This is a genomic window from Streptomyces sp. NPDC030296, from assembly GCF_055572815.1.
This window is the reverse complement of record NZ_JBVICQ010000015.1, coordinates 152,819-177,039: the sequence shown is the minus strand read 5'-3', so window position 1 is coordinate 177,039 and position 24,221 is coordinate 152,819. Positions and strand designations below refer to the sequence as shown.

Genomic DNA, 24,221 nt, shown 5'->3' with positions numbered 1-24,221 from the left:
TTGTGCACTTCGTTGACCGTCACAAGAAAAGAGCCCTACATTCCCCCTCGGGTTCGAGCTACCCCCGAGTACGAGCGTGCATAAGCCCCGTCCCCCTTCGTGCCGACAGGAGCCCCACCTCTCATGGCCGTACGCAGTCGCCGCTCCACCCGCACCCTCACCGCCCTGGCCGCCGTCGTCGTCCTCTCCGCGACCAGCGCCTCGGTCTCGACCGCCGCTCCCCGGGCGGCCGCCGGTTCCGTCGAGCGCCTCTCCGGCACCCTTCCCGACGGCGCCGCCTGGATAGCCGACGTGCCGGAGGACTGGAACGGCACGCTGATCGTCTTCAGCCACGGCTTCGGCGTCACGACGCCCCAGAACGCCCCCGGCGAGGCCGTTCGCCTGCGCCTCCTCGAAGAGGGCTACGCCCTCACCGGCTCCTCCTTCGACACCAGCGAGACCCTCTGGGCCCTGGAGAGCGCGGAGCGCGATCAGGTCGCGACGATCAGGGCGGTCACCGAGAGGATCGGCGAACCCACCCGCACCCTCTCCGTCGGCCTGTCCATGGGCGGCCTGGTCAACGCCCGCCTCGCCCGTTCCGGCGCCGGCGGCATCGACGGCGCCCTGGGCCTGTGCGGGCTCGTGGCCGGCGCGAACGACCTGCACGCCTACCAGCTCGACGCCGAGTACACGATCGCCCGCCTGCTGCTGCCCGGCACCCCGGTGAAGCTGGTGGGCTTCGCCTCCGAGGCCGAGGGCGCCGTCAGCGGCCGCCTGCTGACCGACGCCGTGGCCGCCGCGCAGAAGACCCCCGAGGGCCGTGCCCGTGTCGCCCTCGCCGCGGCCTACCTGAACCTGCCGACCTGGGCCTACGGCAGGAACCGCCCCGCCGCCGGCGACCATGACGAACAGCAGGCCCAGCAGGCCTCGTGGCTGCTCCAGGGCGTCCTCAACCGGGTCGTGCCGGCCCGCTACCACGTCGAGAAGGCCCTCGGCGGCAACAACTCCGGCAACCAGGGCATCGACTACGCGCGCGTGCTGGCGACCTCCCAGCACGCGCCCCTGGTCAAGGCGCTCTACCGGAAGGCCGGCCTCGATCTGCGGGCCGACCTGCGGAACCTGACCGCCCACGCCGACATCGCCGCCGACCCGGCCGCCGTGGCCGCCGGCCGACGCACGTCCTCCGCCGGCCAGGGCCTCGCCGTACCCCTCCTCAACATCCACACCACCGCCGACGACCTCGTCCCCACCGAGCAGCAGTCCCGCTTCGCCGCACGGGTCCGCGCCTCCGGGGACGCCGCGCTGCACCGCCAGGCGTACGTGGAACGCCAGGGCCACTGCAGCTTCACCACCGCGGAGACGGTGGCCGCCCTCCACGCTGTCGAGTCCCGCCTGGACAAGGGCCACTGGGGCGCAACGGCCACCGCGGCCGCCCTCCAGACAGCCGCCGACTCCCTCAACCTGGACGGAGCGGCCTACGTCCGACACCACCCGGCCCCCCTGACGATCGGCCGCCGCTTGTAGACCGACCACGGGGTGGGTATGGCCGGAGCACTGACCCGTCCGTGACCGGTGGCCCCACGGCGGGCGGGCCGCCCACGGCCCCGCCCCCCAACGAACCACGCGCCCCCACCCCCAGTCCCCTGCCCTCGGCCCCGCCCCCGCCCCCAGCCCGTTGTCAGTGCCCTCCGCTACGGTTCGTGCATGGCTGCCCGTACCAAGTCCACGAAGGATCGCCCCTCCTACCGCTGCACGGAATGCGGCTGGCAGACGGCGAAGTGGCTGGGCCGCTGCCCCGAGTGCCAGGCCTGGGGCACGGTCGAGGAGTACGGCACCCCCGCCGTCCGCACCACCGCCCCCGGCCGCGTCACGACCTCCGCCCTCCCCATCGGCCAGGTGGACGGCCGCCAGGCCACCGCCCGCCCCACCGGCGTCCCCGAGCTGGACCGCGTCCTCGGCGGCGGCCTCGTCCCCGGCGCGGTCGTCCTCGTCGCCGGCGAGCCCGGCGTGGGCAAGTCCACCCTCCTCCTCGACGTGGCGGCGAAGTCCGCCAGCGCCGAGCACCCCACGCTCTACGTCACCGGTGAGGAGTCCGCGAGCCAGGTCCGCCTCCGCGCCGACCGTATCGACGCCCTCCACGACCATCTGTACCTGGCCGCCGAGACCGACCTGGCCGCCGTCCTCGGCCACTTGGACGCCGTCAAGCCCGGTCTGCTCATCCTCGACTCGGTGCAGACGGTCGCCTCCCCGGAGATCGACGGGGCGCCCGGCGGCATGGCCCAGGTCCGCGAGGTCGCGGGGGCGCTGATCCGCGCCTCGAAGGAACGCGGCATGGCGACCCTGCTCGTGGGCCACGTCACCAAGGACGGCGCGATCGCGGGCCCCCGCCTCCTGGAGCACCTGGTCGACGTCGTGCTGCATTTCGAGGGCGACCGCCATGCCCGCCTCCGCCTCGTACGCGGCGTCAAGAACCGCTACGGCGCCACGGACGAGGTCGGCTGCTTCGAGCTGCACGACGAGGGCATCACCGGCCTCGCCGACCCCAGCGGCCTCTTCCTCACCCGCCGCGACGAGCCGGTGCCCGGCACCTGCCTCACCGTCACCCTGGAGGGCCGCCGCCCGCTCGTCGCCGAAGTGCAGTCGCTCACAGTCGACTCCCAGCTCCCCTCCCCCCGCCGCACCACCTCCGGCCTGGAGACGTCGCGCGTCTCGATGGTCCTGGCGGTCCTGGAGCAGCGCGGCCGGATCGCCGCACTGGGCAAAAGGGACATCTACTCCGCGACGGTGGGCGGCGTGAAACTGTCCGAGCCCGCCGCTGACCTGGCGATCGCGCTCGCCCTGGCGTCCGCGGCGAGCGACACCCCGCTGCCCAAGAACCTCGTGGCGATCGGCGAAGTGGGCCTCGCCGGCGAGGTCAGAAGGGTCACCGGTGTGCAGCGCCGCCTAGCGGAGGCGCACCGCCTCGGCTTCACGCACGCGCTCGTTCCGTCCGATCCCGGCAAGGTTCCTCCCGGTATGAAGGTCCTGGAAGTGGCGGACATGGGAGACGCGCTGCGGGTACTGCCCCGAGCCCGTCGCCGAGACGCCCCACGGGACGACGAGGACCGCCGGTAGACTTTGCCCAGGTCTCGCCCGTCCGTACGAACCACGAGTGCGAAACGGGAGCGCCCCAGAACCTGCGACCGGAGGAGTGCAGTGGCAGCCAACGACCGGGCAGCAGCTCCCGGAAAGTCCGGTGGGAGCTCCGGTGCCGATGGCCTGATGCGCGCCTCACTGAGCGCCGTGGCCCCGGGCACGGCGCTGCGCGACGGGCTTGAGCGGATCCTCCGCGGCAACACCGGCGGACTCATCGTGCTCGGCTCCGACAAGACCGTCGAGGCGATGTGTACGGGCGGGTTCGTCCTGGATGTCGAGTTCACCGCCACGCGACTGCGTGAGCTGTGCAAGCTGGACGGCGGCATCGTCCTCTCCTCGGACCTGTCGAAGATCCTGCGCGCGGGTGTCCAACTGGTCCCGGACCCGACGATCCCGACGGAGGAGACCGGTACCCGGCACCGCACCGCGGACCGCGTGAGCAAACAGGTCGGGTACCCGGTGGTCTCCGTCTCCCAGTCGATGCGCCTGATCGCCCTGTACGTCGACGGGCAGCGCCGTGTCCTGGAGGACTCGGCGGCGATCCTCTCCCGCGCCAACCAGGCCCTCGCGACGCTGGAGCGGTACAAGCTCCGCCTGGACGAGGTCGCGGGAACGTTGTCAGCGCTGGAGATCGAGGATCTGGTGACGGTCCGGGACGTCTCGGCGGTGGCCCAGCGTCTGGAGATGGTCCGGCGCATCGCCACCGAGATCGCCGAGTACGTCGTCGAACTGGGTACGGACGGCCGCCTTCTGGCCCTCCAGCTGGACGAGCTGATCGCGGGTGTGGAGCCTGAGCGGGAGCTGGTGGTCCGGGACTACGTCCCCGAGCCCACGGCCAAACGTTCCCGTACGGTCGACGAGGCGCTGTCCGAGCTGGACGCCCTCTCCCACGCGGAACTCCTCGAACTGCCCACGGTGGCGCGGGCCCTGGGGTACACCGGCTCCCCCGAGGGCATGGACTCGGCGGTCTCCCCGCGCGGCTTCCGCCTCCTGGCGAAGGTCCCCCGCCTGCCGGGCGCCATCATCGACCGCCTGGTGGAGCACTTCGGCAGCCTGCAGAAGCTGCTCGCCGCGAGCGTCGACGACCTCCAGACGGTGGACGGCGTCGGCGAGGCCCGCGCCCGCAGCGTCCGCGAGGGCCTGTCACGCCTGGCGGAGTCCTCGATCCTGGAGCGCTACGTCTAGCCTCCGGCGGCAGCCGAACCAGCCACCCCGCACCCCTGACCGACCGCGGTCGCGCGCGCCCCGGAGGATCAGTCCTTCTCCAGGACGAAGGACGTGCGGTCCTTGGTCAGGCCGGGGGCCTTCGCCTCGACGAGGTACGTGCCGGGCTTGGCCGAACCGGCGGACGGGGTGGCGCAGTTGGGGGCGCTGGGGTCCCGGTTCCACTGGACGGTGTAGGTGACCTGGTCGCCGGCCGGGACCCGGAACAGCAGGCTGCCGGCGGTCTCGTGGCAGTCGTCGGAGGACCAGAACGCGTCGTCGGCCCCGGTCGCCGTGATCGTCACGATCGTGTGGTCCGGCCCGAGGTCGAGCTTGCAGTCACTGCCGGAGGAGTTGCGGGCGACGAGCTCGAACGCGGGGTCCGTACCGGGCGCGTAGGCGTTGCGCACACTGCGGATGCTCAACTTCACGGCTGAGGACGTGCAGGTGGGCAGGCTGGACCCGGCCGGCACCTGCTCGCCGGAGGCGCTCCCCCCACCGCTCCCGGTGCCCCCGCCGGACGAGCCGCCCGCGCCGGCGCTCGAACCGCCGCCGCCACCGCCGGACTCGGAGCCCGAGCCTGAGCCGGCGTCCGAGCCGGAGCTGTCGCCGCCGGAGCCGGACTCGTCGCCCGTCTCGTCGCGGCCGCCCGGCGCCTGGCTGATCGCCGGGCCGGAGCCGGAGGGGCCGGGGGTGATGGAGGGCGCGGGGTTCTTGCCGTTGGAGTCGCCCGCGCCGTTCTTGCCGTCGCCGCCACCGCTGGTGACGACCCATACGATCAGGAGGGCGAGCACGCCGAGGACGGCCGCCATGACGGCCCTCCGTCGCCAGTAGATGGTGGAGGGAAGCGGCCCGACCGGATTGCGCAGAGATCCCACGGCGCAAACTGTACGAGAGATCAGGCACTTAACCGGCCTCACCCGCCGCCCTGGACCGCAACTTTTCCGGATCATCATCCTGGTAGGCCGACTCACCCCCTGAGCAGGGAAGTTACCGATCGCGGTCAGTAACCACCAAGGCGAAACGGACACCGTCCGTGATCACGACGGTCAGGTGGGTGAAAGGTGAACTTCTCTTTCCCCCGCACATGTTCACCGAACCGGTGCATGACTTCCGAAGCCGACCGCCGACACCTTCCCACCCCAACCCCGTTCGCGATCACATCCCTTGCCCCTCCGGCCATCCCCCGGCGCCGCCGCCCCACGCGACACTCGCCTGCGACAATCGTCCCCACCCCGGACCAGTTGGAGGACGAGCATGGACCACACGGTGCCGCCGGGCTCGCGGCCGTTGCGGAAGCTGGGCTTTCTGACCATCGGGCTGTTCGACGAGGCGGATCCCCGGCGGGGCCACGAGTCGACCCTGGAGATCATCGAGCTGGGCGAACGGCTCGGCTTCGACAGCGCCTGGCTGCGTCACCGTCACCTCCAGTACGGCATCTCCTCCCCCGTCGCCGTGCTCGCGGCGGCCTCACAGCGCACCAGCCGTATCGAACTGGGCACCGCCGTCATCCCGTTGGGCTGGGAGAACCCGCTGCGGCTCGCGGAGGACCTGGCGACGGTCGACATCCTGTCCGGCGGCCGGCTCAACCCCGGCGTCAGCGTGGGGCCGCCGATGCACTACGACACCGTCAGGTCGGCGCTCTACCCCGACACCGCCGACGCCGAGGACTTCAGCTTCGAGCGGGTCCGGCGGCTCCTCGGCTTCGTGCGCGGGGAGGCGGCCACGGAGTTCAGCGGCACCGAGGGGTTCGAGGTCTTCTCGGACCGGGTCCAGCCGCACTCCCCCGGCCTCGGAAGCCGTATGTGGTACGGCGGCGGCAGTCTGCGGTCGGCCCGCTGGGCCGGGGAGAACGGGATGAACTTCCTCACCAGCAGCGTCGTGAAGGCGGAGCCGGGGGAAGCGACGCCGAGCGAGGAGGCGCCGGGGAACGAGGAGGCCGGGGCCGGTTCGGTGGACTTCGCCGCGATCCAGGTCTCGCACATCCGGCAGTTCCGCGCCCATCACCCCGACGGGGAGCGGGCGCGGGTCTCGCAGGGGCTGGTGGTGATTCCGACGGACTCCGCGAGTGCGGAGCAGCGGGCCAGGTACGAGGCGTACGCGGCCGCACGGATGCCCCGGACGGCGGCGCCGCAGGGGCCGGGGCGGCTGCTGTTCGCGCCGGACCTGGTGGGGACGGCCGAGGAGATCGCCGAGCGGCTGCACGCGCAGGTCGCGTTCCGCGAGGTCGACGAGGTCGCGTTCGCCCTGCCGTTCACCTTCGAACACGAGGACTATGTCCAGATCCTGACGGACATCGCGACGAGACTGGGACCGCGGTTGGGGTGGCCGGGCGCCCAATAGCTCGGGGGCGCGCTTTGTTCGGCGGGTGCGGGTGGGTGGGGGCTGGTCGCGCAGTTCCCCGCGCCCCTGAAAAGCGACCGGGCTGCGCCCCGTGCTTTTCATGGGGAGGACGGGCCGCAGGCCCGTCCCTCCAGGGGCGCGGGGAACTGCGCGAGAGACCACGAACCACCCGCACCCGGCATACAACAGGTGCCCCCCACCCCTCCGCCGCGCCCCCACCACCCCAGCGGAGCGACATGGCAGGATCGGACGTGCCATGACTGCACCCACCAAGCCCCAGACCAACACCGTCGACCCGACCCCGTCCGCCTCCCCCCTGCACACCCCGGTGATCGCCTGGTTCGAGACGCACGCGCGGGATCTTCCGTGGCGGCGGCCGGAGGCCGGCCCGTGGGGGGTGATGGTCAGTGAGTTCATGCTGCAGCAGACACCGGTCAACCGTGTGCTGCCGGTCTACGAGCAGTGGTTGTCCCGCTGGCCCCGCCCCGCGGACCTCGCGAAGGAACCGCCGGGCGAGGCGGTGCGCGCGTGGGGCCGGCTCGGCTATCCACGCCGGGCGCTGCGGCTGCACGGCGCGGCCGCGGCCATAGCGGAACGGCACGGCGGCGACGTACCGAGGGACCACGCGCAGCTGCTGGCGCTGCCGGGCATCGGGGAGTACACGGCGGCGGCCGTGGCCTCGTTCGCGTACGGGCAGCGGCACGCCGTGCTGGACACGAACGTCCGCCGGGTCCTCGCCCGCGCGGTCACCGGCACGCAGTACCCGCCGAACGCCACGACGGCCGCCGAGCGGAAGCTGGCGCGCGCCCTGCTGCCGGAGGACGAGGGCACGGCGTCGCGCTGGGCGGCCGCGTCGATGGAGCTGGGCGCGCTGGTGTGCACGGCGAAGAACGAGTCCTGCCACCACTGCCCCATCGCCGCGCAGTGCGCCTGGCGGCTCGCCGGGAAGCCCGCGCACGACGGGCCGGCGCGTCGGGGCCAGACGTACGCCGGGACCGACCGGCAGGTGCGCGGCAAGCTCCTCGCCGTACTGCGGGACGCGGTGGAGCCCGTACCGCAGGCGGTGCTCGACCGGGTCTGGGACGAGCCGGTGCAGCGGGCCCGGGCGCTCGACGGCCTGGTCTCCGACGGACTGGTGGAGCCCCTCCCCGACGGCTTCTACCGACTCCCCCTCACCTGACAGTCGTCACCCGACGACGCCTGCCCGACCGGAGTCCGCGCCGGACCTACCGCGGGCTCCACGGGGCGGACGCGGCAGGCTCCGTAACGGTCGTCCGGCATGCCCCGCAGGGGCGAATCACCCGATACCCGCCCCGAATCGCCCCTCGCTTTACCCCGTTCCTACTTCTGTTACACAACCGACGGACAGCCGAGCGTTCTCCGCAGGCTGCCTCGGACACCTCCGTGACAACAGCTCCGTAGCTTCTTCGACGTACCGCAGGAACACGCGAACGAACCAGCGGGACGCGGCGGCGGAACGCGCGACCAGGACGCGTTCGGCGGCACGACGGAGCGGAGAACCGACGGCGCAGACCGCGCGCGGGTCGGCAAACGGGGAACGGAGGCGGTTGATCATGGCGCACGGCGAGGTGCTCGAATTCGAGGAGTACGTCCGCACCCGGCAGGACGCGCTGCTGCGCAGCGCCCGCCGGCTCGTCCCGGACCCGGTGGACGCCCAGGATCTGCTGCAGACGGCGCTGGCCCGGACGTACGGCCGCTGGGACGGCATCGCGGACAAGCGGCTGGCGGACGCGTATCTGCGCCGGGTCATGATCAACACACGGACCGAGTGGTGGCGGGCCCGAAAGCTGGAGGAGGTCCCCACCGAGCAGCTCCCGGACGCCTGCATCGACGACTCCACCGAGCAGCACGCGGACCGCGCTCTCCTCATGGACATCATGAAGGTGCTCGCTCCGAAGCAGCGCAGCGTCGTGGTGCTGCGACACTGGGAGCAGATGTCCACGGAGGAGACGGCCGCCGCCCTCGGCATGTCGGCCGGAACCGTGAAGAGCACGCTCCACCGTGCGCTGGCCCGGCTCCGCGAGGAGCTGGAGTCGCGGGACCTCGCAGAGCGCGCCGCCCGCGCGCTCGCACCGAACAAGGAGCAGGAGCGTTGCGCGGCCTGAGCACAGCGGCCGGCCCCGACAAAGGGGCCAGGCAGGCATCGAAGGCGGTGATCACGGCGGTGGCCGTGCTCGCCGCCCTCGGCCTTTCCGTCTCCGCCTGCGGCACGGGCGGCACCGGCGCCCGCGACGAGGGCCCGGCGGACAGCGACTCGTTGAAGGCCGGCGCCCCGTCACCGGCCGCCTCCGCCTCGGCGCACGGCGACCAGCCGAGCGTGGACGAGGTCGTGCGGCTGGTCCGGGCCGACCCGCAGGTCAGCAGGGCGGTGAAGGCGGACCTGGAGCCGTGCGTGGCCGACAAGCCGCCGATCGACGTCATCTACGGCGACCTGACCGGGGGTTCGGCGGACGACATCGTGGTGAACGTGCTGTCCTGCGCGGACGCCGTCGGCGTGGCCTCGTACGTGTACCGCTCGGAGAAGGGCAAGTACCGCAGCGTCTTCCTCTCCGAACAGCCGCCGGTGTACGCGGAGATCGACCGCGGAGACCTGCTGGTGACCCGGCAGCTGTACGAGAACGACCGGTACGGCGACCCGTCCGCGTATCCCTCCAGCGAGGACGTCACCACCTACCGCTGGCTGAAGGACCGCTTCGTCGAACGGTCCAGTACGCGCACGGAGTACAGCACCTCGGTGGGCGGCGCGGAGTCGCCCACCCCCGAACTCCGCTGACACCGGCGCAGCCCTTCCCCACCCCACCGATCACTACCGAGAGCGGACGAGAAGACCGGATGGCAGAGCAGACCCACGTCCTGTTCGTCGAGGACGACGATGTCATCCGCGAGGCCACCCAGCTCGCCCTGGAGCGGGACGGCTTCGCGGTCACGGCCATGCCCGACGGGCTGTCGGGCCTGGAGGCGTTCCGGGCGAACCGGCCGGACATCGCGCTCCTCGACGTCATGGTCCCCGGCCTCGACGGGGTGTCGCTGTGCCGCCGTATCCGTGACGAGTCGACCGTCCCGGTGATCATGCTCTCCGCGCGCGCCGACTCCATCGACGTCGTCCTCGGCCTGGAGGCGGGCGCCGACGACTACGTCACCAAGCCGTTCGACGGCGCCGTCCTGGTCGCGCGGATCCGGGCGGTGCTGCGCCGCTTCGGGCACGCGAGCGGCGGCGACGCCCGCGCCGACGACGACGGGTCCGCGGGCAGCGGCGGGGTCCTCACCTTCGGCGAGCTGGTGGTCGACACCGAGGGCATGGAGGTACGCAAGGCCGGCGACCCGGTGGCGCTGACGCCGACCGAGATGCGGCTGCTCCTGGAGTTCTCCTCGGCTCCCGGCACGGTCCTGTCCCGTGACAGGCTCCTCGAACGCGTCTGGGACTACGGCTGGGGCGGCGACACCCGTGTCGTCGACGTCCATGTGCAGCGACTGCGCACGAAGATCGGCCAGGACCGCATCGAGACGGTCCGCGGCTTCGGCTACAAGCTCAAGGCCTGAGCGGGGCCGCCGGTATGGCCATGAGGGGGATACGAGGACGGCGGGGGCCGGGGGCACCTGGCGGGGCCGGTTCGGACGCCGCCCGGCCGAGAACCGGTGCGGCGGGCGGTCCGGGCGCCGGGGTCGGAGTCGGCCGGGGCGGGGGCGCCTGGAACGGTGTCGGCGCGGGCAGCGGCGGCGGCAGTGGCAGCCGGAGCGGTGTGGGTGCGGGCGGCGGCGGCAGTGGCAGCCGGAGCGGTGTGGGTGCGGGCGGCGGGCGCGGGCCCGGGGCGGGTGGCTCGGGTGCCGGTGCCGCCGACGGCGTCGACGCGGTCTCCGGGGGCCCGGTCCCGGGTCTGCGCACCGGCCTGCGCTGGCAGCTCAGCGCCGCGATCGCCTTCGTCGGGGCGCTGGTGGCGATCGCGCTGAGCCTGGTCGTGCACAACGCGGCACGGGTGTCGATGCTGGACAACGCCCGTGACCTGGCCGACGAGCGCATCCAGGTCGCCCAGCGCATGTACGAGTCGGGGCGCCCGCTGAAGTCGGGGGCGTTCGGGGTGCGGATCAACGACCCCGAGATCCCGCAGGACCTGCTGGCCAAGGTCATGGAGGGCCGCCGGGCGACGTATGTCTCGGAGGGCCCCGACGGGGTGCCCGACATCTGGGCGGCGGTGCCGTTGAAGGACAACCGGGTGCTGTCGCTGCACACGCACACCGACCACAGCTCGACGGTGCTGAGCGATCTCGACCAGGCCCTGATCATCGGCTCGATCGCGGTCGTCTTCGGCGGCTCGGCCCTCGGTGTCCTCATCGGCGGGCGGATGTCCCGCCGGCTGCGCAAAGCGGCGGCCGCCGCGAACCAGGTCGCCAAGGGCGAGACCGACGTACGGGTGCAGGACGCGATCGGCGGGGTCACGCGGGACGAGACCGCCGAGCTGGCGCGGGCCGTGGACGCCATGGCCGACACGCTGCGGCAGCGGATCGAGGCGGAGCGCCGGGTGACGGCGGACATCGCCCATGAGCTGCGCACCCCGGTGACGGGGCTGCTCACCGCGGCGGAGCTGCTCCCTCCGGGGCGCCCCACCGAGCTGGTCCGCGACCGGGCCCAGGCGCTGCGGACGCTCGTCGAGGACGTGCTGGAGGTGGCACGGCTCGACGGCGCGTCGGAACGGGCGGAGTTGCAGGACATCATGCTGGGCGAGTTCGTGAGCCGACGGGTGGCCGCGCGGGACGCGGGTGTGCGGGTGCAGGTGGTCCATGAGTCGGAGGTGACGACGGACCCCCGCCGCCTGGAGCGGGTGCTGCTGAATCTGCTGGCCAACGCGGCGAAGCACGGCAGGCCGCCGATCGAGGTGTCCGTCGAGGGGCGGGTCATCCGGGTCCGCGACCACGGTCCGGGCTTCCCCGAGGAGCTGCTGGCCGACGGCCCGCGCCGCTTCCGTACCGGCGCCTCGGACCGCGCCGGCCAGGGCCACGGCCTCGGCCTCACCATCGCCGCCGGTCAGGCCCGGGTCCTCGGCGCCCGCCTCACCTTCCGCAACGTCCGCCCGCCCGGCGCCCCGGACTCCGTACCGGCGGAGGGCGCCGTGGCCGTCCTCTGGCTCCCCGAACACGCCCCCACCAACACGGGCAGCTACCCGATGCTGCCGATGTCGGGCGAGACGACAGCCTGAGGGGCAGGGTCGCGAGCCCCTGCCCCTCACGAGACGCTGCCGTCGGCTTTGTCTACTCCCCCGCCACGGGCGGCCCCCCGGCTCCCCGCAGCGGCACCTCCTTCACGAACACCGCGGCCACCAGCGCGAGGACGGCCACCACGGAGCCCAGCAGGAACGCCGAGTGCGTGCCGGAGGCCACCGCGAACTGGTACGCCTCCCGTGCCGGCACCGGCAGCTTCGCCAGGCTCGCCGCGTCCAGCTGCGCGGACTGCTCGGTCACCTTGGCCCCCAGCGCCCCGGCCCGCTCGGCCATGACGTCCTGGACCCGGCTGTTGAACAGCGCGCCCATGATCGCGACGCCGAAGGACGACCCGAGCGTCCGGGACAGCGTGGTCGTGGAGGACGCGACGCCCATGTCCTTCATCTCGACGCTGTTCTGCGCGACGAGCATGGTGATCTGCATCAGGCACCCCATTCCGGCGCCGAGCACCGCCATGAACACCCCGGATGTCACCCGGCTCGTCCCGGTGTCCATCTGCGCCAGCAGGAAGAGTCCCGCGATCATCAGGACGCCGCCGACGAGGGGGAAGACCTTGTAGCGTCCACTGCCCGTGGTCACGCGCCCGGCGACCATCGACACCGCGAGCATCGCGCCCAGCATCGGCAGCAGCAACAGCCCGGAGTTGGTCGCGGACGCGCCCTGCACCGACTGCTGGTAGAGCGGGAGGAAGAGGACCGCGCCGAACATCACGAACCCGGTGATGAACCCGATCAGGGACATCAGGGTGAAGTTCCGGCTGCGGAAGATGTGCAGCGGCATCACCGGCTCGGCCGCCCTGGTCTCCACGAACAGGAACCCGACGAGCGCGGCCACACCGATCGCGGTCAGCTCCATGATGACGGCCGACCCCCATGCGTACTCGGTGCCGCCCCACGTCGTGACCAGCACGATCGCCGTGATGCCGACGGTCAGCAGCGCCGCGCCCAGGTAGTCGATGCTCCGCGCCGACCGCGCCTCGCGCGACGGCCTCGGCAGATGCAGGACGACACTGATGGCGGCCAGCGCGACCACGCCCAGCGGCAGGTTGATGTAGAAGGACCAGCGCCATCCCCAGTGGTCGGTGATGGTCCCGCCGACCAGCGGCCCCGCGATCATCGCGAGGGCCATGACTCCGGCCATCATGCCCTGGTACTTGCCCCGCTCACGCGGCGGGATCAGATCGCCGATGATCGCCATGACGCCGACCATGAGTCCGCCGGCGCCGAGGCCCTGGAGGGCACGGAAGCCGATCAGCTGGCCCATGTCCTGGGCCATGCCGCTGAGCGCCGATCCGATCAGGAAGATCACGATCGAGGTCAGGAAGATGCTCTTGCGGCCGTAGAGATCGCCGAGCTTGCCCCAGATGGGAGTGGAGGCGGCGGTCGCGAGCGTGTACGCGGTCACCACCCACGACAGGTGTGAGAGCCCTCCGAGGTCGCCCACGATCGTCGGCATCGCGGTGCCCACGATCATGTTGTCGAGCATCGCGAGCAGCATCGCGATCATGAGGGCGAACAGCACGACACGCACACTGCGCGGCTGCGGTTCCTTCGTGCCGTCACCCTCGCCGGAACGGCCTGGCGACCCTCCGGGGACCGCGTCACGGACGTCTTCGTCGGCCACGGCGGCGGTCACGGCGGCGGCGGCGCCCACCGCCCCTCCGGCCCCGCCGGCCCCTCTGGTCGCTTCCTTCTCGGTGTCCGCGCTCATGGCGGTCCTTCCTTCCCCCCGGACCGCTTCCGTACTTACTTGCCGCCCGGCTAGTTGACTACACTTGGGGAAACTAGGCCCCCAACTAGCCGGTCGTCAAGTAAGTTCGGCGGGCTTGGCAGAGGCTTGACCCGCAACCGGGGTCGCGGCGACGAGGAGTAGCAGGATGAGCGAGACGACAGCCGACGGCGAGACGCCCGCCGGCCCCGCCCCCACGCCCACCGGCGTGACGCCTGTCGGCGCGGCGCCGAAACGGCATCGCCGCGGGGACACCCGTCAGCGCATCCAGGACGTCGCCCTCGAACTCTTCGCCGAGCAGGGCTACGAGAAGACCTCGCTCCGAGAGATCGCCGAGCGTCTGGAGGTGACGAAGGCGGCGCTCTACTACCACTTCAAGACGAAGGAGGACATCCTCGTCAGCCTCTTCCAGGACCTCCAGCGCCCGATCGACGAACTGATCGAGTGGGCGGACCACCAGCCGCGCACCCTCGACACCAAGCGGGAGATCCTGCGCCGCTACAGCGAGGCCCTGGCCGACGTGGCGCCCCTCTTCCGCTTCATGCAGGAGAACCAGGCGACGGTACGGGAGTTGAGCGTCGGCGAGTCGTTCAAGGACCGCATGCTGCGCCTGATCGACACCATCAAGGAGCCGGACGCCGCCCTGACCGACCAGGTCCGCTGCATCAGCGCCCTGTTCACCATGCACGCCGGGATGTTCGTCCTCCGGGACGTCGAAGGCGACCCCGAGGACAAGCGCAAGGCCGTCCTGGAGGTCGCCATCGATCTGGTCACCCAGGCCCACACGGGCACGCCGGGCGCCTGAGGGCCGAGGGGCCACACCGCGTCGGTCAGAGGGTGATGCCCTTGCCCCGCAGGAAGGCGACGGGGTCGACGGCGGAGCCGTAGTTGGCGGTCGTACGGATCTCGAAGTGCAGGTGCGGCCCGCTGGAGTTACCGGTGTTGCCGGAGAGGGCTATGCGCTGCCCGGTCTTCACGATCTGGCCGACCTTCACCTGGACCCGGGAGAGGTGGGCGTACTGCGAGTACGTGCCGTTGCCGTGCTTGACGACGACGGCGTTGCCGTACGCGGGGCCGTCACCGGCGCCGTTGCCGCCGGCCTTCACGACGGTGCCGCCGTGCGCGGCGAAGACGGCCGTACCGCTCTTGACGGCGAAGTCCTGGCCGCTGTGCGTGGAGTTCCACATGTTGCCGGCCTGGGCGTAGCTGGCGCTGAGCTTGTAGCCCTTGACGGGCGTGACCCACGAGGTCGCCTTCTTGGCCGCGGCGGCCTGGGCGACGCCCGAGGTCTGGACGGTGCCGGCGCTCTGAGCACCGCCGGCCGCGGCCGCGACCCCGACGCCCAGCACACCCGAGACTCCCACTCCGGCGGCCACGACGGCGGCACGGACACGAAGGGCGGACATACGGGTACGGGGGGAGCGAACGCGCTGCGACATGGGTGACCTCACGGGGGACGGAGACAGGGACCGGTGCCTCGGGAGGCACACGAAGACCACCCGGCGCTCGACTGCGACCGCCGAATGGCATGTCCCTTGGTACCCGCACTTCCCCCGCCACCCAAAACCGCCTATCTACGACGCAATGCCGTACAAACCCCCAGTCCCCCCACTCGTCACCTCAACCCCCAAAACGCCCGAAGCCCAGCACCTCAACCCACACCCACCCAAACAACGCACCAAAAGTCCGTTTTGCCCCATCACTGCCCTGCAACTATTCCACCTAGTACGTGACGCAGGCCCTATGCCCCATGTCACCGCCCCCGCCCGAGAACCCCGACCCGAATGTGACCCGGACTACGCGCTCGGAGACCGTGTCGTCGACGCTCCGGGACAACCGAATTCCGCGGAGACCGGACGCTGACCGAACTTCGGCTCACCTGGCCGACCTTGAATAGCCTTCCGAGTCCGGAAAGGCCGGCCACACTTCACACCGGAGTATCCGCGATTCACCAGAACCGCACTCAAGCACACCGCTCCGCGCGAACTCGGACAACAGTGGTGGGTGAAGGCCCACACGCCCACCTGCCCTGGAGAATTCGCCCGTCGACTTCCCGCAGCGCTTTCCGAACCTGCGCCCCCATGTCGCCCTCCACGCGAAAAAGGGGCTGCCCCGGGACCGAAGTCCCGGGGCAGCCCCTTTGAACGCTCAGGCCTCGCGCAGCGGACTACGCGTCCTTGCTCAGGTTCGGCCCCGCGCCGCCGGCCGCCTGCTCGATCGGCGGGACGTCGGGCAGTGCCGACTTCTCCTCGCCGCGGAAGGTGAAGGTCTGGGTGTCGCCCTCGCCCTCCGTGTCGACGACCACGATGTGACCGGGGCGCAGCTCGCCGAAGAGGATCTTCTCGGAGAGCGTGTCCTCGATCTCGCGCTGGATGGTCCGGCGCAGCGGCCGGGCGCCCAGCACGGGGTCGTAGCCCTTCTTGGACAGCAGCTCCTTCGCGGACTGGGAGAGCTCGATGCCCATGTCCCGGTCCTTGAGGCGCTCGTCCACCTTGCCGATCATCAGGTCGACGATCCGCAGGATGTCGGCCTGGGTGAGCTGCGGGAAGACGACGACATCGTCCACACGGTTGAGGAACTCGGGCCGGAAGTGCTGCTTCAGCTCGTCCGAGACCTTGTTCTTCATGCGCTCGTAGTTGGTCTTCGTGTCACCCGAGGCCGCGAAGCCCAGGTTGAAGCCCTTGGAGATGTCCCGCGTGCCGAGGTTGGTCGTCATGATGATGACCGTGTTCTTGAAGTCCACGACCCGGCCCTGGGAGTCGGTCAGACGACCGTCCTCCAGGATCTGCAGCAGCGAGTTGAAGATGTCCGGGTGGGCCTTCTCGACCTCGTCGAACAGGACGACGGAGAACGGCTTGCGGCGGACCTTCTCGGTCAGCTGGCCGCCCTCCTCGTAGCCCACGTAGCCGGGGGGCGAACCGAAGAGACGCGACACCGTGTGCTTCTCGCTGAACTCCGACATGTCGAGGGAGATCAGCGCGTCCTCGTCACCGAAGAGGAACTCGGCGAGCGCCTTGGACAGCTCGGTCTTACCGACACCGGACGGGCCGGCGAAGATGAACGAACCACCGGGGCGCTTCGGGTCCTTCAGACCGGCGCGCGTACGGCGGATCGCCTTCGACAGCGCCTTGACGGCGTCGTCCTGGCCGATGACGCGCTTGTGGAGCTCCTCCTCCATGCGCAGCAGGCGGGAGGACTCCTCCTCGGTCAGCTTGAAGACCGGGATGCCCGTGGCCGTGGCGAGGACCTCGGCGATCAGCTCGCCGTCGACCTCGGCGACGACGTCCATGTCGCCGGCCTTCCACTCCTTCTCCCGCTTGGCCTTGGCGGCGAGGAGCTGCTTCTCCTTGTCGCGCAGGGAGGCGGCCTTCTCGAAGTCCTGCGAGTCGATCGCGGACTCCTTGTCGCGGCGGACACCGGCGATCTTCTCGTCGAACTCGCGGAGGTCCGGCGGCGCGGTCATCCGGCGGATACGCATCCGGGAACCGGCCTCGTCGATCAGGTCGATCGCCTTGTCCGGCAGGAAGCGGTCCGAGATGTACCGGTCGGCCAGGGTGGCGGCCTGGACGAGGGCCTCGTCGGTGATGGAGACGCGGTGGTGGGCCTCGTACCGGTCACGGAGACCCTTGAGGATCTCGATGGTGTGCGGCAGGGACGGCTCCGCGACCTGGATGGGCTGGAAGCGGCGCTCCAGGGCCGCGTCCTTCTCCAGGTGCTTGCGGTACTCGTCCAGCGTGGTCGCACCGATGGTCTGGAGCTCACCGCGGGCCAGCATCGGCTTCAGGATGGAGGCCGCGTCGATGGCGCCCTCGGCGGCACCCGCACCGACCAGCGTGTGCAGCTCGTCGATGAACAGGATGATGTCGCCGCGGGTGCGGATCTCCTTGAGCACCTTCTTCAGGCGCTCCTCGAAGTCACCGCGGTAGCGGGAGCCGGCGACCAGCGCGCCGAGGTCCAGGGTGTAGAGGTGCTTGTCCTTGAGGGTCTCGGGCACCTCGCCCTTGACGATGGCCTGGGCGAGGCCCTCGACGACGGCGGTCTTGCCGACGCCGGGCTCACCGATCAGGACCGGGTTGTTCTTGGTACGGCGGGACAGCACCTGCATGACCCGCTCGATCTCCTTCTCGCGCCCGATGACCGGGTCGAGCTTGGACTCACGAGCGGCCTGGGTGAGGTTCCGGCCGAACTGGTCGAGGACCAGGGACGTGGAGGGGGTGCCCTCGGCGGGACCGCCGGCGGTGGCGGTCTCCTTGCCCTGGTAGCCGGAGAGCAGCTGGATGACCTGCTGCCGCACCCGGTTGAGATCTGCGCCCAGCTTGACCAGGACCTGGGCGGCGACACCCTCGCCCTCACGGATCAGGCCGAGCAGGATGTGCTCCGTGCCGATGTAGTTGTGGCCCAGCTGAAGGGCCTCGCGGAGCGACAGCTCCAGGACCTTCTTGGCACGGGGGGTGAAGGGGATGTGGCCGGACGGGGCCTGCTGGCCCTGACCGATGATCTCCTCCACCTGCTGGCGGACCGCCTCGAGCGAAATCCCGAGGCTCTCCAGGGCCTTAGCGGCGACACCCTCACCCTCGTGGATCAGGCCCAGGAGGATGTGCTCGGTGCCGATGTAGTTGTGGTTGAGCATCCGGGCTTCTTCCTGAGCCAGGACGACAACCCGCCGCGCGCGGTCGGTGAACCTCTCGAACATCGTTAATCGCTCCTCAGAGCGGTCAGGCAGTAAGGGGACGCTCCCCTCTCTGTCCTTCCGCAGCTTAGTCCCGCAAGCGGGGACCGCTCATTCCAACTGCCGACACCGTCCGGTTCACCTCCGCTCTCGCGGAGACAGAAGTTGCTGCCTCCTGGGTCCCGAACGCCGACATCTGCTCCAACCCGATGGTGCGAGACGATGTTCCCGCAGGCCAGGCAGTTACCCTCACCATCAGTACGCCGATGGCGAACGTGAGACGCCCTTTGCTGCGTGTCGCCCCCTCCCACTAGGGATGTCTTACCCGTAGGGACTGACACTCCATGCCGGGTGCACCGGTTCCCTCCGCTAAGGGCGAACATCCTTGCGTCGCTACCCACCGCTGAACGCCCCCTTTCCCTGCACCCTGTGCATCCGCGGCGACACCCAGCGTAACTCCGGGCCCCTTTGTGCGGTTGCTGCTGACATGGCCATCGTCCCCCTTCCTCGCCGACCGCTCGACCCGAGCGACATCTCGGGCGATGTCCCGTGCGAGGCGGTTCGGCAGTGGTACGAGAACGATCTCGGTTGGGCGACCGTGCCCGGGACGCCCGTACACGTCATTACGGGGCTGCGCTTCGATGTGCTCGACGTGCCGGCGGAGGCGGGGTGCGCGGCGCTGCGGCACCTGGGCCCGATTCCCGGGCCGGGCTCGCCGGTGGCCGTGCGCGACGGGCGGATGTGGCTGCTGGTCGCGGCGGGCGGCGCCGAGGAGGTGCCGGGACTGCTGGAGTGGCTGGACTGGGGCGGCCTCGACCTGGACCTCACAGCCGTGGGAACGGGCGGTCACATCGAGGCGCCGGCGCCGCCGGACGGGTCCACGGGGCGCGGGGGCAGGCCGGAGGGCACCGGTTCACAGGGGGCCGCCGTATGGCTGCGGCCCCCCGAGCCGGGACGCGAGGTCGAAGCCTCGCTGCCGACGATGTCGGCGTTGGGGGGCGCCGCGGGCACCCCCGACCTCGTACGGGTGGTGGACACGGTGGCGACGCACTGCCACCGCGTCCGGCTGCGGCGCGCGAGCACCGGACCGTCCGAGTCTCAGCCGTTGGCCTTCTCGTAGGCCTCGCGGATGGCGGCGGGGACACGACCGCGGTCGTTGACCTCGTGGCCGTTCTCCTTCGCCCAGGCGCGGATGGCCGCGGTGTCCTGGCTGCCGCCGGAAGCGGCACGGGCCTTGCCGCGCCCGCCAGCAGCACGGCCTCCGGTACGCCGACCACCCTTGACGTAGGGGTCGAGAAGGCCGCGAAGCTTGTCCGCGTTGGCGGTCGTGAGGTCGATCTCGTACGTCTTGCCGTCCAGCGCGAACGTCACGGTCTCGTCCGCCTCGCCGCCGTCGAGGTCGTCGACAAGAAGGACCTGAACCTTCTGTGCCACCGGATTTCCTTTCATCGATAACTACGGGGCCGAGGACCTGCGGCGCCCGCCGCTGTTTCACGTCCCCTGTTATATGCAGTACTGCAGTACGTCGGAAAGCAAACCGCTTTTCCAGGAAAAACACAAACCCCTGGGAGAGACCGGGGAGAGGGCGAGGAGAGACGGGGAGCCCGGGACGGACCGAAAACATGCGCGTTTCGGACATAGGGAACCCGGGCAAGGCGCCCTCACTGGAATACCGCTAGAGCCCCCTTCGGAAGCCCGGGGTTCCGCGATCGCCCGACGATCACAGATGCAGAAGCATCCGGCTGTTGCCCAAGGTGTTCGGTTTCACTCGTTCGAGACCGAGGAACTCCGCGACGCCCTCGTCATAGGAACGCAGCAGCTCCGCGTAGACATCGGTGTCGACGGGCGTCTCGCCGATCTCCACGAAGCCGTGCTTCGCGAAGAACTCGACTTCGAAGGTCAGACAGAAAACCCGGCGAACACCCAGCCAGCGAGCGGTCTCCAGCAACTTCTCCAGCAACCGGTGACCGACCCCGAGTCCCTTCGCCTCCGGGTTCACCGCGAGAGTGCGGACTTCCGCGAGGTCTTCCCACATCACGTGCAGCGCCCCGCAGCCCACGACCTCCGCGTCCGCGCCGGAGCCCCGCTCCGCCACCCAGAACTCCTGGATGTCCTCGTAAAGCGTCACCGTCGCTTTGTCGAGCAGGATGCGGCGCTGGACGTAGGAGTCGAGGAGCCGGCGTACGTGCGGGACATCGCTGGTCCGAGCCCGTCGGACGGTGAGGGCTTTAGCGGTGACTTCGGGACTCTCTGCTGGCATGAGCGGACGCTATCGCCCGTGGTGGTCCGGGGATTGGCCGGGGGTGCCCCTTGTTTCACCGGACGATTCGGTGGATTCGGCGCCGGTTTCGGCAGGGGTTTCGGCATCGGGGGCGGGTGGCGCGAGCGCTTCGGGACCTTGCACGATGCGTACGGCGTCGGTGAGGGACTGCCGCTGTTCCTCGCTCATCATCCCGAAGAAGGCGACGAGAGCGGCCGCCGGGTTGTCGCTCTGCGACCAGGCCTCGTTCATGAGAGCGGCCGCGTAGGCGGCGCGCGTGGAGACCGCCTCATATCGATAGGCCCGGCCTTCCACCTCCCGGCGGACCCAGCCCTTCTGATGGAGATTGTCCAGAACGGTCATCACCGTCGTGTACGCGATGGACCGTTCCTGTTGTAGATCTTCCAGGACTTCCCGAACGGTCACCGGGCGGTTCCACTTCCACACCCGCGTCATGACCGCGTCTTCGAGTTCTCCCAATGGGCGAGGCACAGTTCCTCACGATATCCGGAGGAGGTGAACAAAAAGGGCGTACGACTCGAAAAGCACATGAGTCGTACGCCGTTGAGGTGCGAGGCGGGGGGCGGTGAGCCTCAGCGGTCGCCGTCGGAGGCCGGGCGGGCGCGGTCCGCGCTCGCGAGCGCGGCGTCGACGGCCGCGTCCTCCTTGGCCTTGTTGGGGCCGCCCTGGGTCTTCACGATCACCCTGATCACACCGATGAAGAGTGCGGCCATCACGAAGGGGGGCAGCAGCGCGGAGACGTAGTCCATGCGTCCAGGGTAGCCAGGGCTAGACGGCTGCCAGCTGGTGGGGCGGGTTCGCCGGCGGGGCGCCGGGCTTCCGCTTGGGCGGGAACACCTCGCCCGGGGTGGGGATGGGCCGGCGGCCCGGCCGGGGCGCGTCGGGCCGGGGCACGGGGCCCGGCTTGTCGGCGGGCTGCGCGGGCCGGGCGGGCCGGGCCGGCTTCGGAGGCTGCTCGGCGGGCTCCTCGTCGGACGCACGCGCGTGTGCCGCCCGCGCGGCCAGGCCGCCGGGCAGGGCGGTGAGCCGGCCGCGCCCGTGGGCGTCGGCGCCGACGCCGGAGCGGGAGGCCGGGACGACCACCGTCCGCGCCGCGCGTCCCGCGAAGCGGGCGCGCACGTCCCGCTCCGCGAGGGAGCGGCAGCGGTCCAGCAGCGCGGCTGCCGCGGGGCTGCCGCGCAGGGCACGCAGCGCCGCGAGGTCGTCCGGCTGGGGGCGGTACCCGGTGTCCAGGACCTCCTCCAGCAGGGCCACGTAGCCCGTGGCCGTGCCGGGGAGCGCGGCGCGGTAGCGGGTGAGGTCGGCCAGCAGGAAGGCCCTCAGACGGGCGTCCTCGCGGGTCGCCTCGTCGACGGACTCGGCGAGCCGGAGGCAGTCCTGGACGTCCTCCGCCGAAGCGGGACTGGGGTTCAGGGCGAGGGCGAGGGCACGACGGAGCACACGCAGCTCCTCGGCGCCGAACGCCATGCCGCCGCGGGTTCCGTGGGGCGTGGGCATGCGGCGACGATACGCGCTAATCAGACAAAAGAGGCCCGCGTGGGGCGCGTGGCGCGGGGGACCACTCGCGTGGGGGGATCTTGAACGCCGTTCGCCTTCCGGGCCGGGGGTGCGGGTCCGTTGGCGACCGCGGGTAAGCGGGGCTGGTCGCGCCCACGCGGCCAAGCCGCATGTGTCACCGCCCCGCGTCCCTGAAGGGAACGGCCTTCGGCCCGCCCTTCACCGGAAAAGCACGGGGCCGCAGGCCCCTGCTTTTCCAGGGGCGCGGGGAACTGCGCGAGGAACCGCGAACCACCCGCACCCGCCAACGAACCCGCGGCCCCGAGCTACAAGGCGCCCGACGCCCCCCTCACAGGCGTGACACGTTCCGCTCGTACACCAGCCGCAACCCGATCAGCGTCAACCACGGCTCGTGCTCGTCGATCACCGAGGACTCGCCCAGCACCATCGGCGCCAACCCACCCGTGGCGATCACCGTCACCTCCTCGGGGTCGTCCGCCAGCTCGCGGACCATGCGGCTCACCACGCCGTCGACCTGCCCGGCGAACCCGTAGACGATCCCCGCCTGCATCGCCTCGACCGTGTTCTTGCCGATCACGCTGCGCGGCCGGGCGACCTCGATCTTGCGGAGCTGCGCGCCCTTGACGCCGAGCGCGTCGACGGAGATCTCGATGCCGGGGGCGATGACACCGCCCACGTACTCGCCGCGCGCGCTGACCGCGTCGAACGTCGTCGCCGTACCGAAGTCGACGACGATCGCGGGACCGCCGTACAGCTCGACCGCGGCGACCGCGTTGATGATGCGGTCGGCGCCGACCTCCTTGGGGTTGTCGGTGAGGATCGGCACTCCGGTCTTCACTCCGGGCTCGACGAGGACCGCCGGGACGTCCCCGTAGTAGCGCCGGGTCACCTCCCGCAGCTCGTGCAGCACCGAGGGGACCGTCGCGCAGATCGCGATGCCGTCGATGCCGTCGCCCAGTTCCTCGCCGAGGAGCGGGTGCATGCCCATGAGGCCCTGGAGGAGGACGGCCAGTTCGTCGGCGGTGCGGCGCGAGTCCGTGGAGATGCGCCAGTGTTCGACGATGTCCTCGCCGTCGAACAGTCCGAGGACGGTTTGGGTGTTGCCCACGTCGATCGTCAGCAGCATGGCCGGTCCCCGTCCCTACTCGGCCGCGCGCAGGTCGAGGCCGATGTCCAAAATCGGGGACGAGTGGGTCAGGGCCCCGACGGCCAGGTAGTCGACGCCGGTGTCCGCGTACGCCTTGGCGCCCGCGAGGGTCAGGCGGCCGGATGCCTCCAGCAGCGCGCGGCCGGCGACGAGGGCGACGGCCTCCTCGCACTCCAGGGGCGTGAAGTTGTCCAGGAGGATCAGGTCGGCGCCCGCGTCGACGACCTCGCGGAGCTGGTGGAGGGTGTCGACCTCGACCTCGATGGGCACCTCGGGGAACATCTCGCGGACGGCCTTGAAGGCCTGCGCGACCCCGCCGGCGGCGACCACGTGGTTGTCCTTGACGAGCGCGGCGTCGGACAGCGACATGCGGTGGTTGACGCCGCCGCCGCAACGGACGGCGAACTTCTCCAGGGAGCGCAGCCCCGGCGTCGTCTTCCTGGTGTCGCGGACCTTGGCCTTGGTGCCCTCCAGGGCGTCCGCCCACGCGCGCGTGGCGGTCGCGATCCCGGAGAGGCGGCACAGGAGGTTCAGGGCACTGCGTTCGGCGGTGAGGAGGTCGCGGGTGGCGCCGGTGACGCTGAGGAGCTTCTGCCCGGCCTCCACGCGGTCGCCGTCGTCGACGTGGCGCTCGACCTCGAACTCGTCGGAGCAGGCCACCGACAGGACCGCCTCGGCGATCCTGAGGCCCGCCACGACGCCGCCCTCGCGGGCGGTGAAGTCGGCGGTGGCGCGGGCGTCCTCGGGGATCGTGGCGACGGTGGTGACGTCGACGCCGTGGTCGAGGTCCTCCTGGATGGCGACGTTGGCGATGTCCTCGACCTCGACGGGGTCGAGTCCGGCGTCGGCCAGGAGCTGGGCGAGCGCGGGGTCGAGCCCGCACTCCAGGTACTCCTCGCCCGTGAGGCCGTCGTCGGCGCCGCAGGCGCAGCCGTCGCCGCAGCCGCCTGCGGAGGCGAGGGGAAGTTCGGGGGTGCTCACGT

The 24,221-nt window shown here is 71.1% G+C and carries 22 protein-coding genes; 11 read left to right on the top strand and 11 right to left on the bottom strand.

Annotated features, from left to right (window positions below; translation table 11 throughout):
- Window positions 1–123 precede the first annotated feature (123 nt).
- The 3 genes from ACZ4Z3_RS34910 to disA all read left to right on the top strand — a co-directional run bounded on the left by ACZ4Z3_RS34910 (window position 124) and on the right by disA (window position 4,299).
- Window positions 124–1,503, top strand: a complete 1,380-nt coding sequence (locus ACZ4Z3_RS34910; protein WP_468504809.1) for an alpha/beta hydrolase — start codon at window positions 124–126, stop codon at window positions 1,501–1,503.
- 180 nt (window positions 1,504–1,683) lie between these two features.
- On the top strand, window positions 1,684–3,093 hold the full coding sequence (gene radA, locus ACZ4Z3_RS34905; protein WP_468504808.1) for a DNA repair protein RadA: 1,410 nt from the start codon (window positions 1,684–1,686) through the stop codon (window positions 3,091–3,093).
- An 81-nt stretch (window positions 3,094–3,174) separates the two neighbouring features.
- Window positions 3,175–4,299 (top strand): DNA integrity scanning diadenylate cyclase DisA, encoded by a 1,125-nt coding sequence (gene disA, locus ACZ4Z3_RS34900; RefSeq protein WP_468504807.1) that lies wholly within the window; start codon window positions 3,175–3,177, stop codon window positions 4,297–4,299.
- 68 nt (window positions 4,300–4,367) lie between these two features.
- On the opposite strand, the gene ACZ4Z3_RS34895 is transcribed toward disA, so the two are convergent.
- Window positions 4,368–5,195, bottom strand: a complete 828-nt coding sequence (locus tag ACZ4Z3_RS34895) for a hypothetical protein (RefSeq protein ID WP_468504806.1) — start codon at window positions 5,193–5,195, stop codon at window positions 4,368–4,370.
- A gap of 379 nt (window positions 5,196–5,574) precedes the next feature.
- Here ACZ4Z3_RS34895 and ACZ4Z3_RS34890 point away from each other — a divergent pair, with 379 nt between their 5' ends.
- The 6 genes from ACZ4Z3_RS34890 to cseC all read left to right on the top strand — a co-directional run bounded on the left by ACZ4Z3_RS34890 (window position 5,575) and on the right by cseC (window position 11,873).
- On the top strand, window positions 5,575–6,660 hold the full coding sequence (locus tag ACZ4Z3_RS34890) for an LLM class flavin-dependent oxidoreductase (RefSeq protein ID WP_468504805.1): 1,086 nt from the start codon (window positions 5,575–5,577) through the stop codon (window positions 6,658–6,660).
- A gap of 256 nt (window positions 6,661–6,916) precedes the next feature.
- A complete protein-coding gene (locus ACZ4Z3_RS34885) occupies window positions 6,917–7,840 on the top strand; it encodes an HhH-GPD family protein (RefSeq protein WP_468504804.1) in 924 nt (307 codons plus the stop codon).
- Between the two features lie 394 nt (window positions 7,841–8,234).
- On the top strand, window positions 8,235–8,786 hold the full coding sequence (locus tag ACZ4Z3_RS34880) for a SigE family RNA polymerase sigma factor (protein WP_055524060.1): 552 nt from the start codon (window positions 8,235–8,237) through the stop codon (window positions 8,784–8,786).
- A complete protein-coding gene (locus ACZ4Z3_RS34875) occupies window positions 8,774–9,454 on the top strand; it encodes a hypothetical protein (RefSeq protein ID WP_468504803.1) in 681 nt (226 codons plus the stop codon). Before ACZ4Z3_RS34880 ends, ACZ4Z3_RS34875 begins: the two co-directional genes overlap by 13 nt.
- Window positions 9,455–9,513: 59 nt before the next feature.
- A complete protein-coding gene (gene cseB / locus ACZ4Z3_RS34870; RefSeq protein WP_468504802.1) occupies window positions 9,514–10,221 on the top strand; it encodes a two-component system response regulator CseB in 708 nt (235 codons plus the stop codon).
- 14 nt (window positions 10,222–10,235) lie between these two features.
- On the top strand, window positions 10,236–11,873 hold the full coding sequence (gene cseC, locus ACZ4Z3_RS34865) for a two-component system sensor histidine kinase CseC (protein WP_468504801.1): 1,638 nt from the start codon (window positions 10,236–10,238) through the stop codon (window positions 11,871–11,873).
- A 52-nt stretch (window positions 11,874–11,925) separates the two neighbouring features.
- Here cseC and ACZ4Z3_RS34860 read toward each other — a convergent pair whose 3' ends face one another.
- Entirely contained in the window at window positions 11,926–13,605 is a 1,680-nt protein-coding gene (locus tag ACZ4Z3_RS34860; RefSeq protein ID WP_468504800.1) for an MDR family MFS transporter, read from the bottom strand.
- A 166-nt stretch (window positions 13,606–13,771) separates the two neighbouring features.
- Here ACZ4Z3_RS34860 and ACZ4Z3_RS34855 point away from each other — a divergent pair, with 166 nt between their 5' ends.
- On the top strand, window positions 13,772–14,428 hold the full coding sequence (locus ACZ4Z3_RS34855) for a TetR/AcrR family transcriptional regulator (RefSeq protein ID WP_468504799.1): 657 nt from the start codon (window positions 13,772–13,774) through the stop codon (window positions 14,426–14,428).
- 25 nt (window positions 14,429–14,453) lie between these two features.
- Here ACZ4Z3_RS34855 and ACZ4Z3_RS34850 read toward each other — a convergent pair whose 3' ends face one another.
- Together ACZ4Z3_RS34850 and ACZ4Z3_RS34845 are read right to left on the bottom strand one after the other, a co-directional pair.
- The gene (locus ACZ4Z3_RS34850) at window positions 14,454–15,062 is read right to left on the bottom strand and encodes a M23 family metallopeptidase (protein WP_468504798.1); all 609 of its coding nucleotides are present in this window, start codon (window positions 15,060–15,062) and stop codon (window positions 14,454–14,456) included.
- 728 nt (window positions 15,063–15,790) lie between these two features.
- Window positions 15,791–18,316 (bottom strand): ATP-dependent Clp protease ATP-binding subunit, encoded by a 2,526-nt coding sequence (locus tag ACZ4Z3_RS34845; protein ID WP_055538661.1) that lies wholly within the window; start codon window positions 18,314–18,316, stop codon window positions 15,791–15,793.
- A gap of 463 nt (window positions 18,317–18,779) precedes the next feature.
- Between ACZ4Z3_RS34845 and ACZ4Z3_RS34840 the strand changes: the two genes are divergently transcribed.
- Window positions 18,780–19,412: an SCO3374 family protein gene (locus ACZ4Z3_RS34840; RefSeq protein WP_468504797.1), complete on the top strand. Its 633-nt coding sequence runs from the start codon at window positions 18,780–18,782 to the stop codon at window positions 19,410–19,412.
- Here ACZ4Z3_RS34840 and ACZ4Z3_RS34835 read toward each other — a convergent pair.
- The 7 genes from ACZ4Z3_RS34835 to nadC all read right to left on the bottom strand — a co-directional run bounded on the left by ACZ4Z3_RS34835 (window position 19,391) and on the right by nadC (window position 24,219).
- Entirely contained in the window at window positions 19,391–19,726 is a 336-nt protein-coding gene (locus ACZ4Z3_RS34835) for a histone-like nucleoid-structuring protein Lsr2 (protein ID WP_055538663.1), read from the bottom strand. The genes ACZ4Z3_RS34840 and ACZ4Z3_RS34835 overlap by 22 nt on opposite strands.
- A 286-nt stretch (window positions 19,727–20,012) precedes the next feature.
- Window positions 20,013–20,552: an amino-acid N-acetyltransferase gene (locus tag ACZ4Z3_RS34830; protein ID WP_055522484.1), complete on the bottom strand. Its 540-nt coding sequence runs from the start codon at window positions 20,550–20,552 to the stop codon at window positions 20,013–20,015.
- A gap of 9 nt (window positions 20,553–20,561) precedes the next feature.
- Window positions 20,562–21,032 carry a BlaI/MecI/CopY family transcriptional regulator gene (locus ACZ4Z3_RS34825; RefSeq protein ID WP_468504796.1) on the bottom strand — a complete coding sequence of 157 codons (471 nt, stop codon included), beginning with the start codon at window positions 21,030–21,032 and terminating at the stop codon, window positions 20,562–20,564.
- A gap of 113 nt (window positions 21,033–21,145) precedes the next feature.
- On the bottom strand, window positions 21,146–21,322 hold the full coding sequence (locus ACZ4Z3_RS34820; RefSeq protein WP_468504795.1) for a hypothetical protein: 177 nt from the start codon (window positions 21,320–21,322) through the stop codon (window positions 21,146–21,148).
- A gap of 19 nt (window positions 21,323–21,341) precedes the next feature.
- Window positions 21,342–22,040 carry a hypothetical protein gene (locus ACZ4Z3_RS34815; protein WP_468504827.1) on the bottom strand — a complete coding sequence of 233 codons (699 nt, stop codon included), beginning with the start codon at window positions 22,038–22,040 and terminating at the stop codon, window positions 21,342–21,344.
- Between the two features lie 379 nt (window positions 22,041–22,419).
- Complete coding sequence (locus ACZ4Z3_RS34810; protein ID WP_468504794.1) at window positions 22,420–23,217, bottom strand: type III pantothenate kinase; 798 nt, start codon at window positions 23,215–23,217, stop codon at window positions 22,420–22,422.
- Between the two features lie 15 nt (window positions 23,218–23,232).
- On the bottom strand, window positions 23,233–24,219 hold the full coding sequence (nadC, locus tag ACZ4Z3_RS34805; RefSeq protein ID WP_390953306.1) for a carboxylating nicotinate-nucleotide diphosphorylase: 987 nt from the start codon (window positions 24,217–24,219) through the stop codon (window positions 23,233–23,235).
- Window positions 24,220–24,221 lie beyond the last annotated feature (2 nt).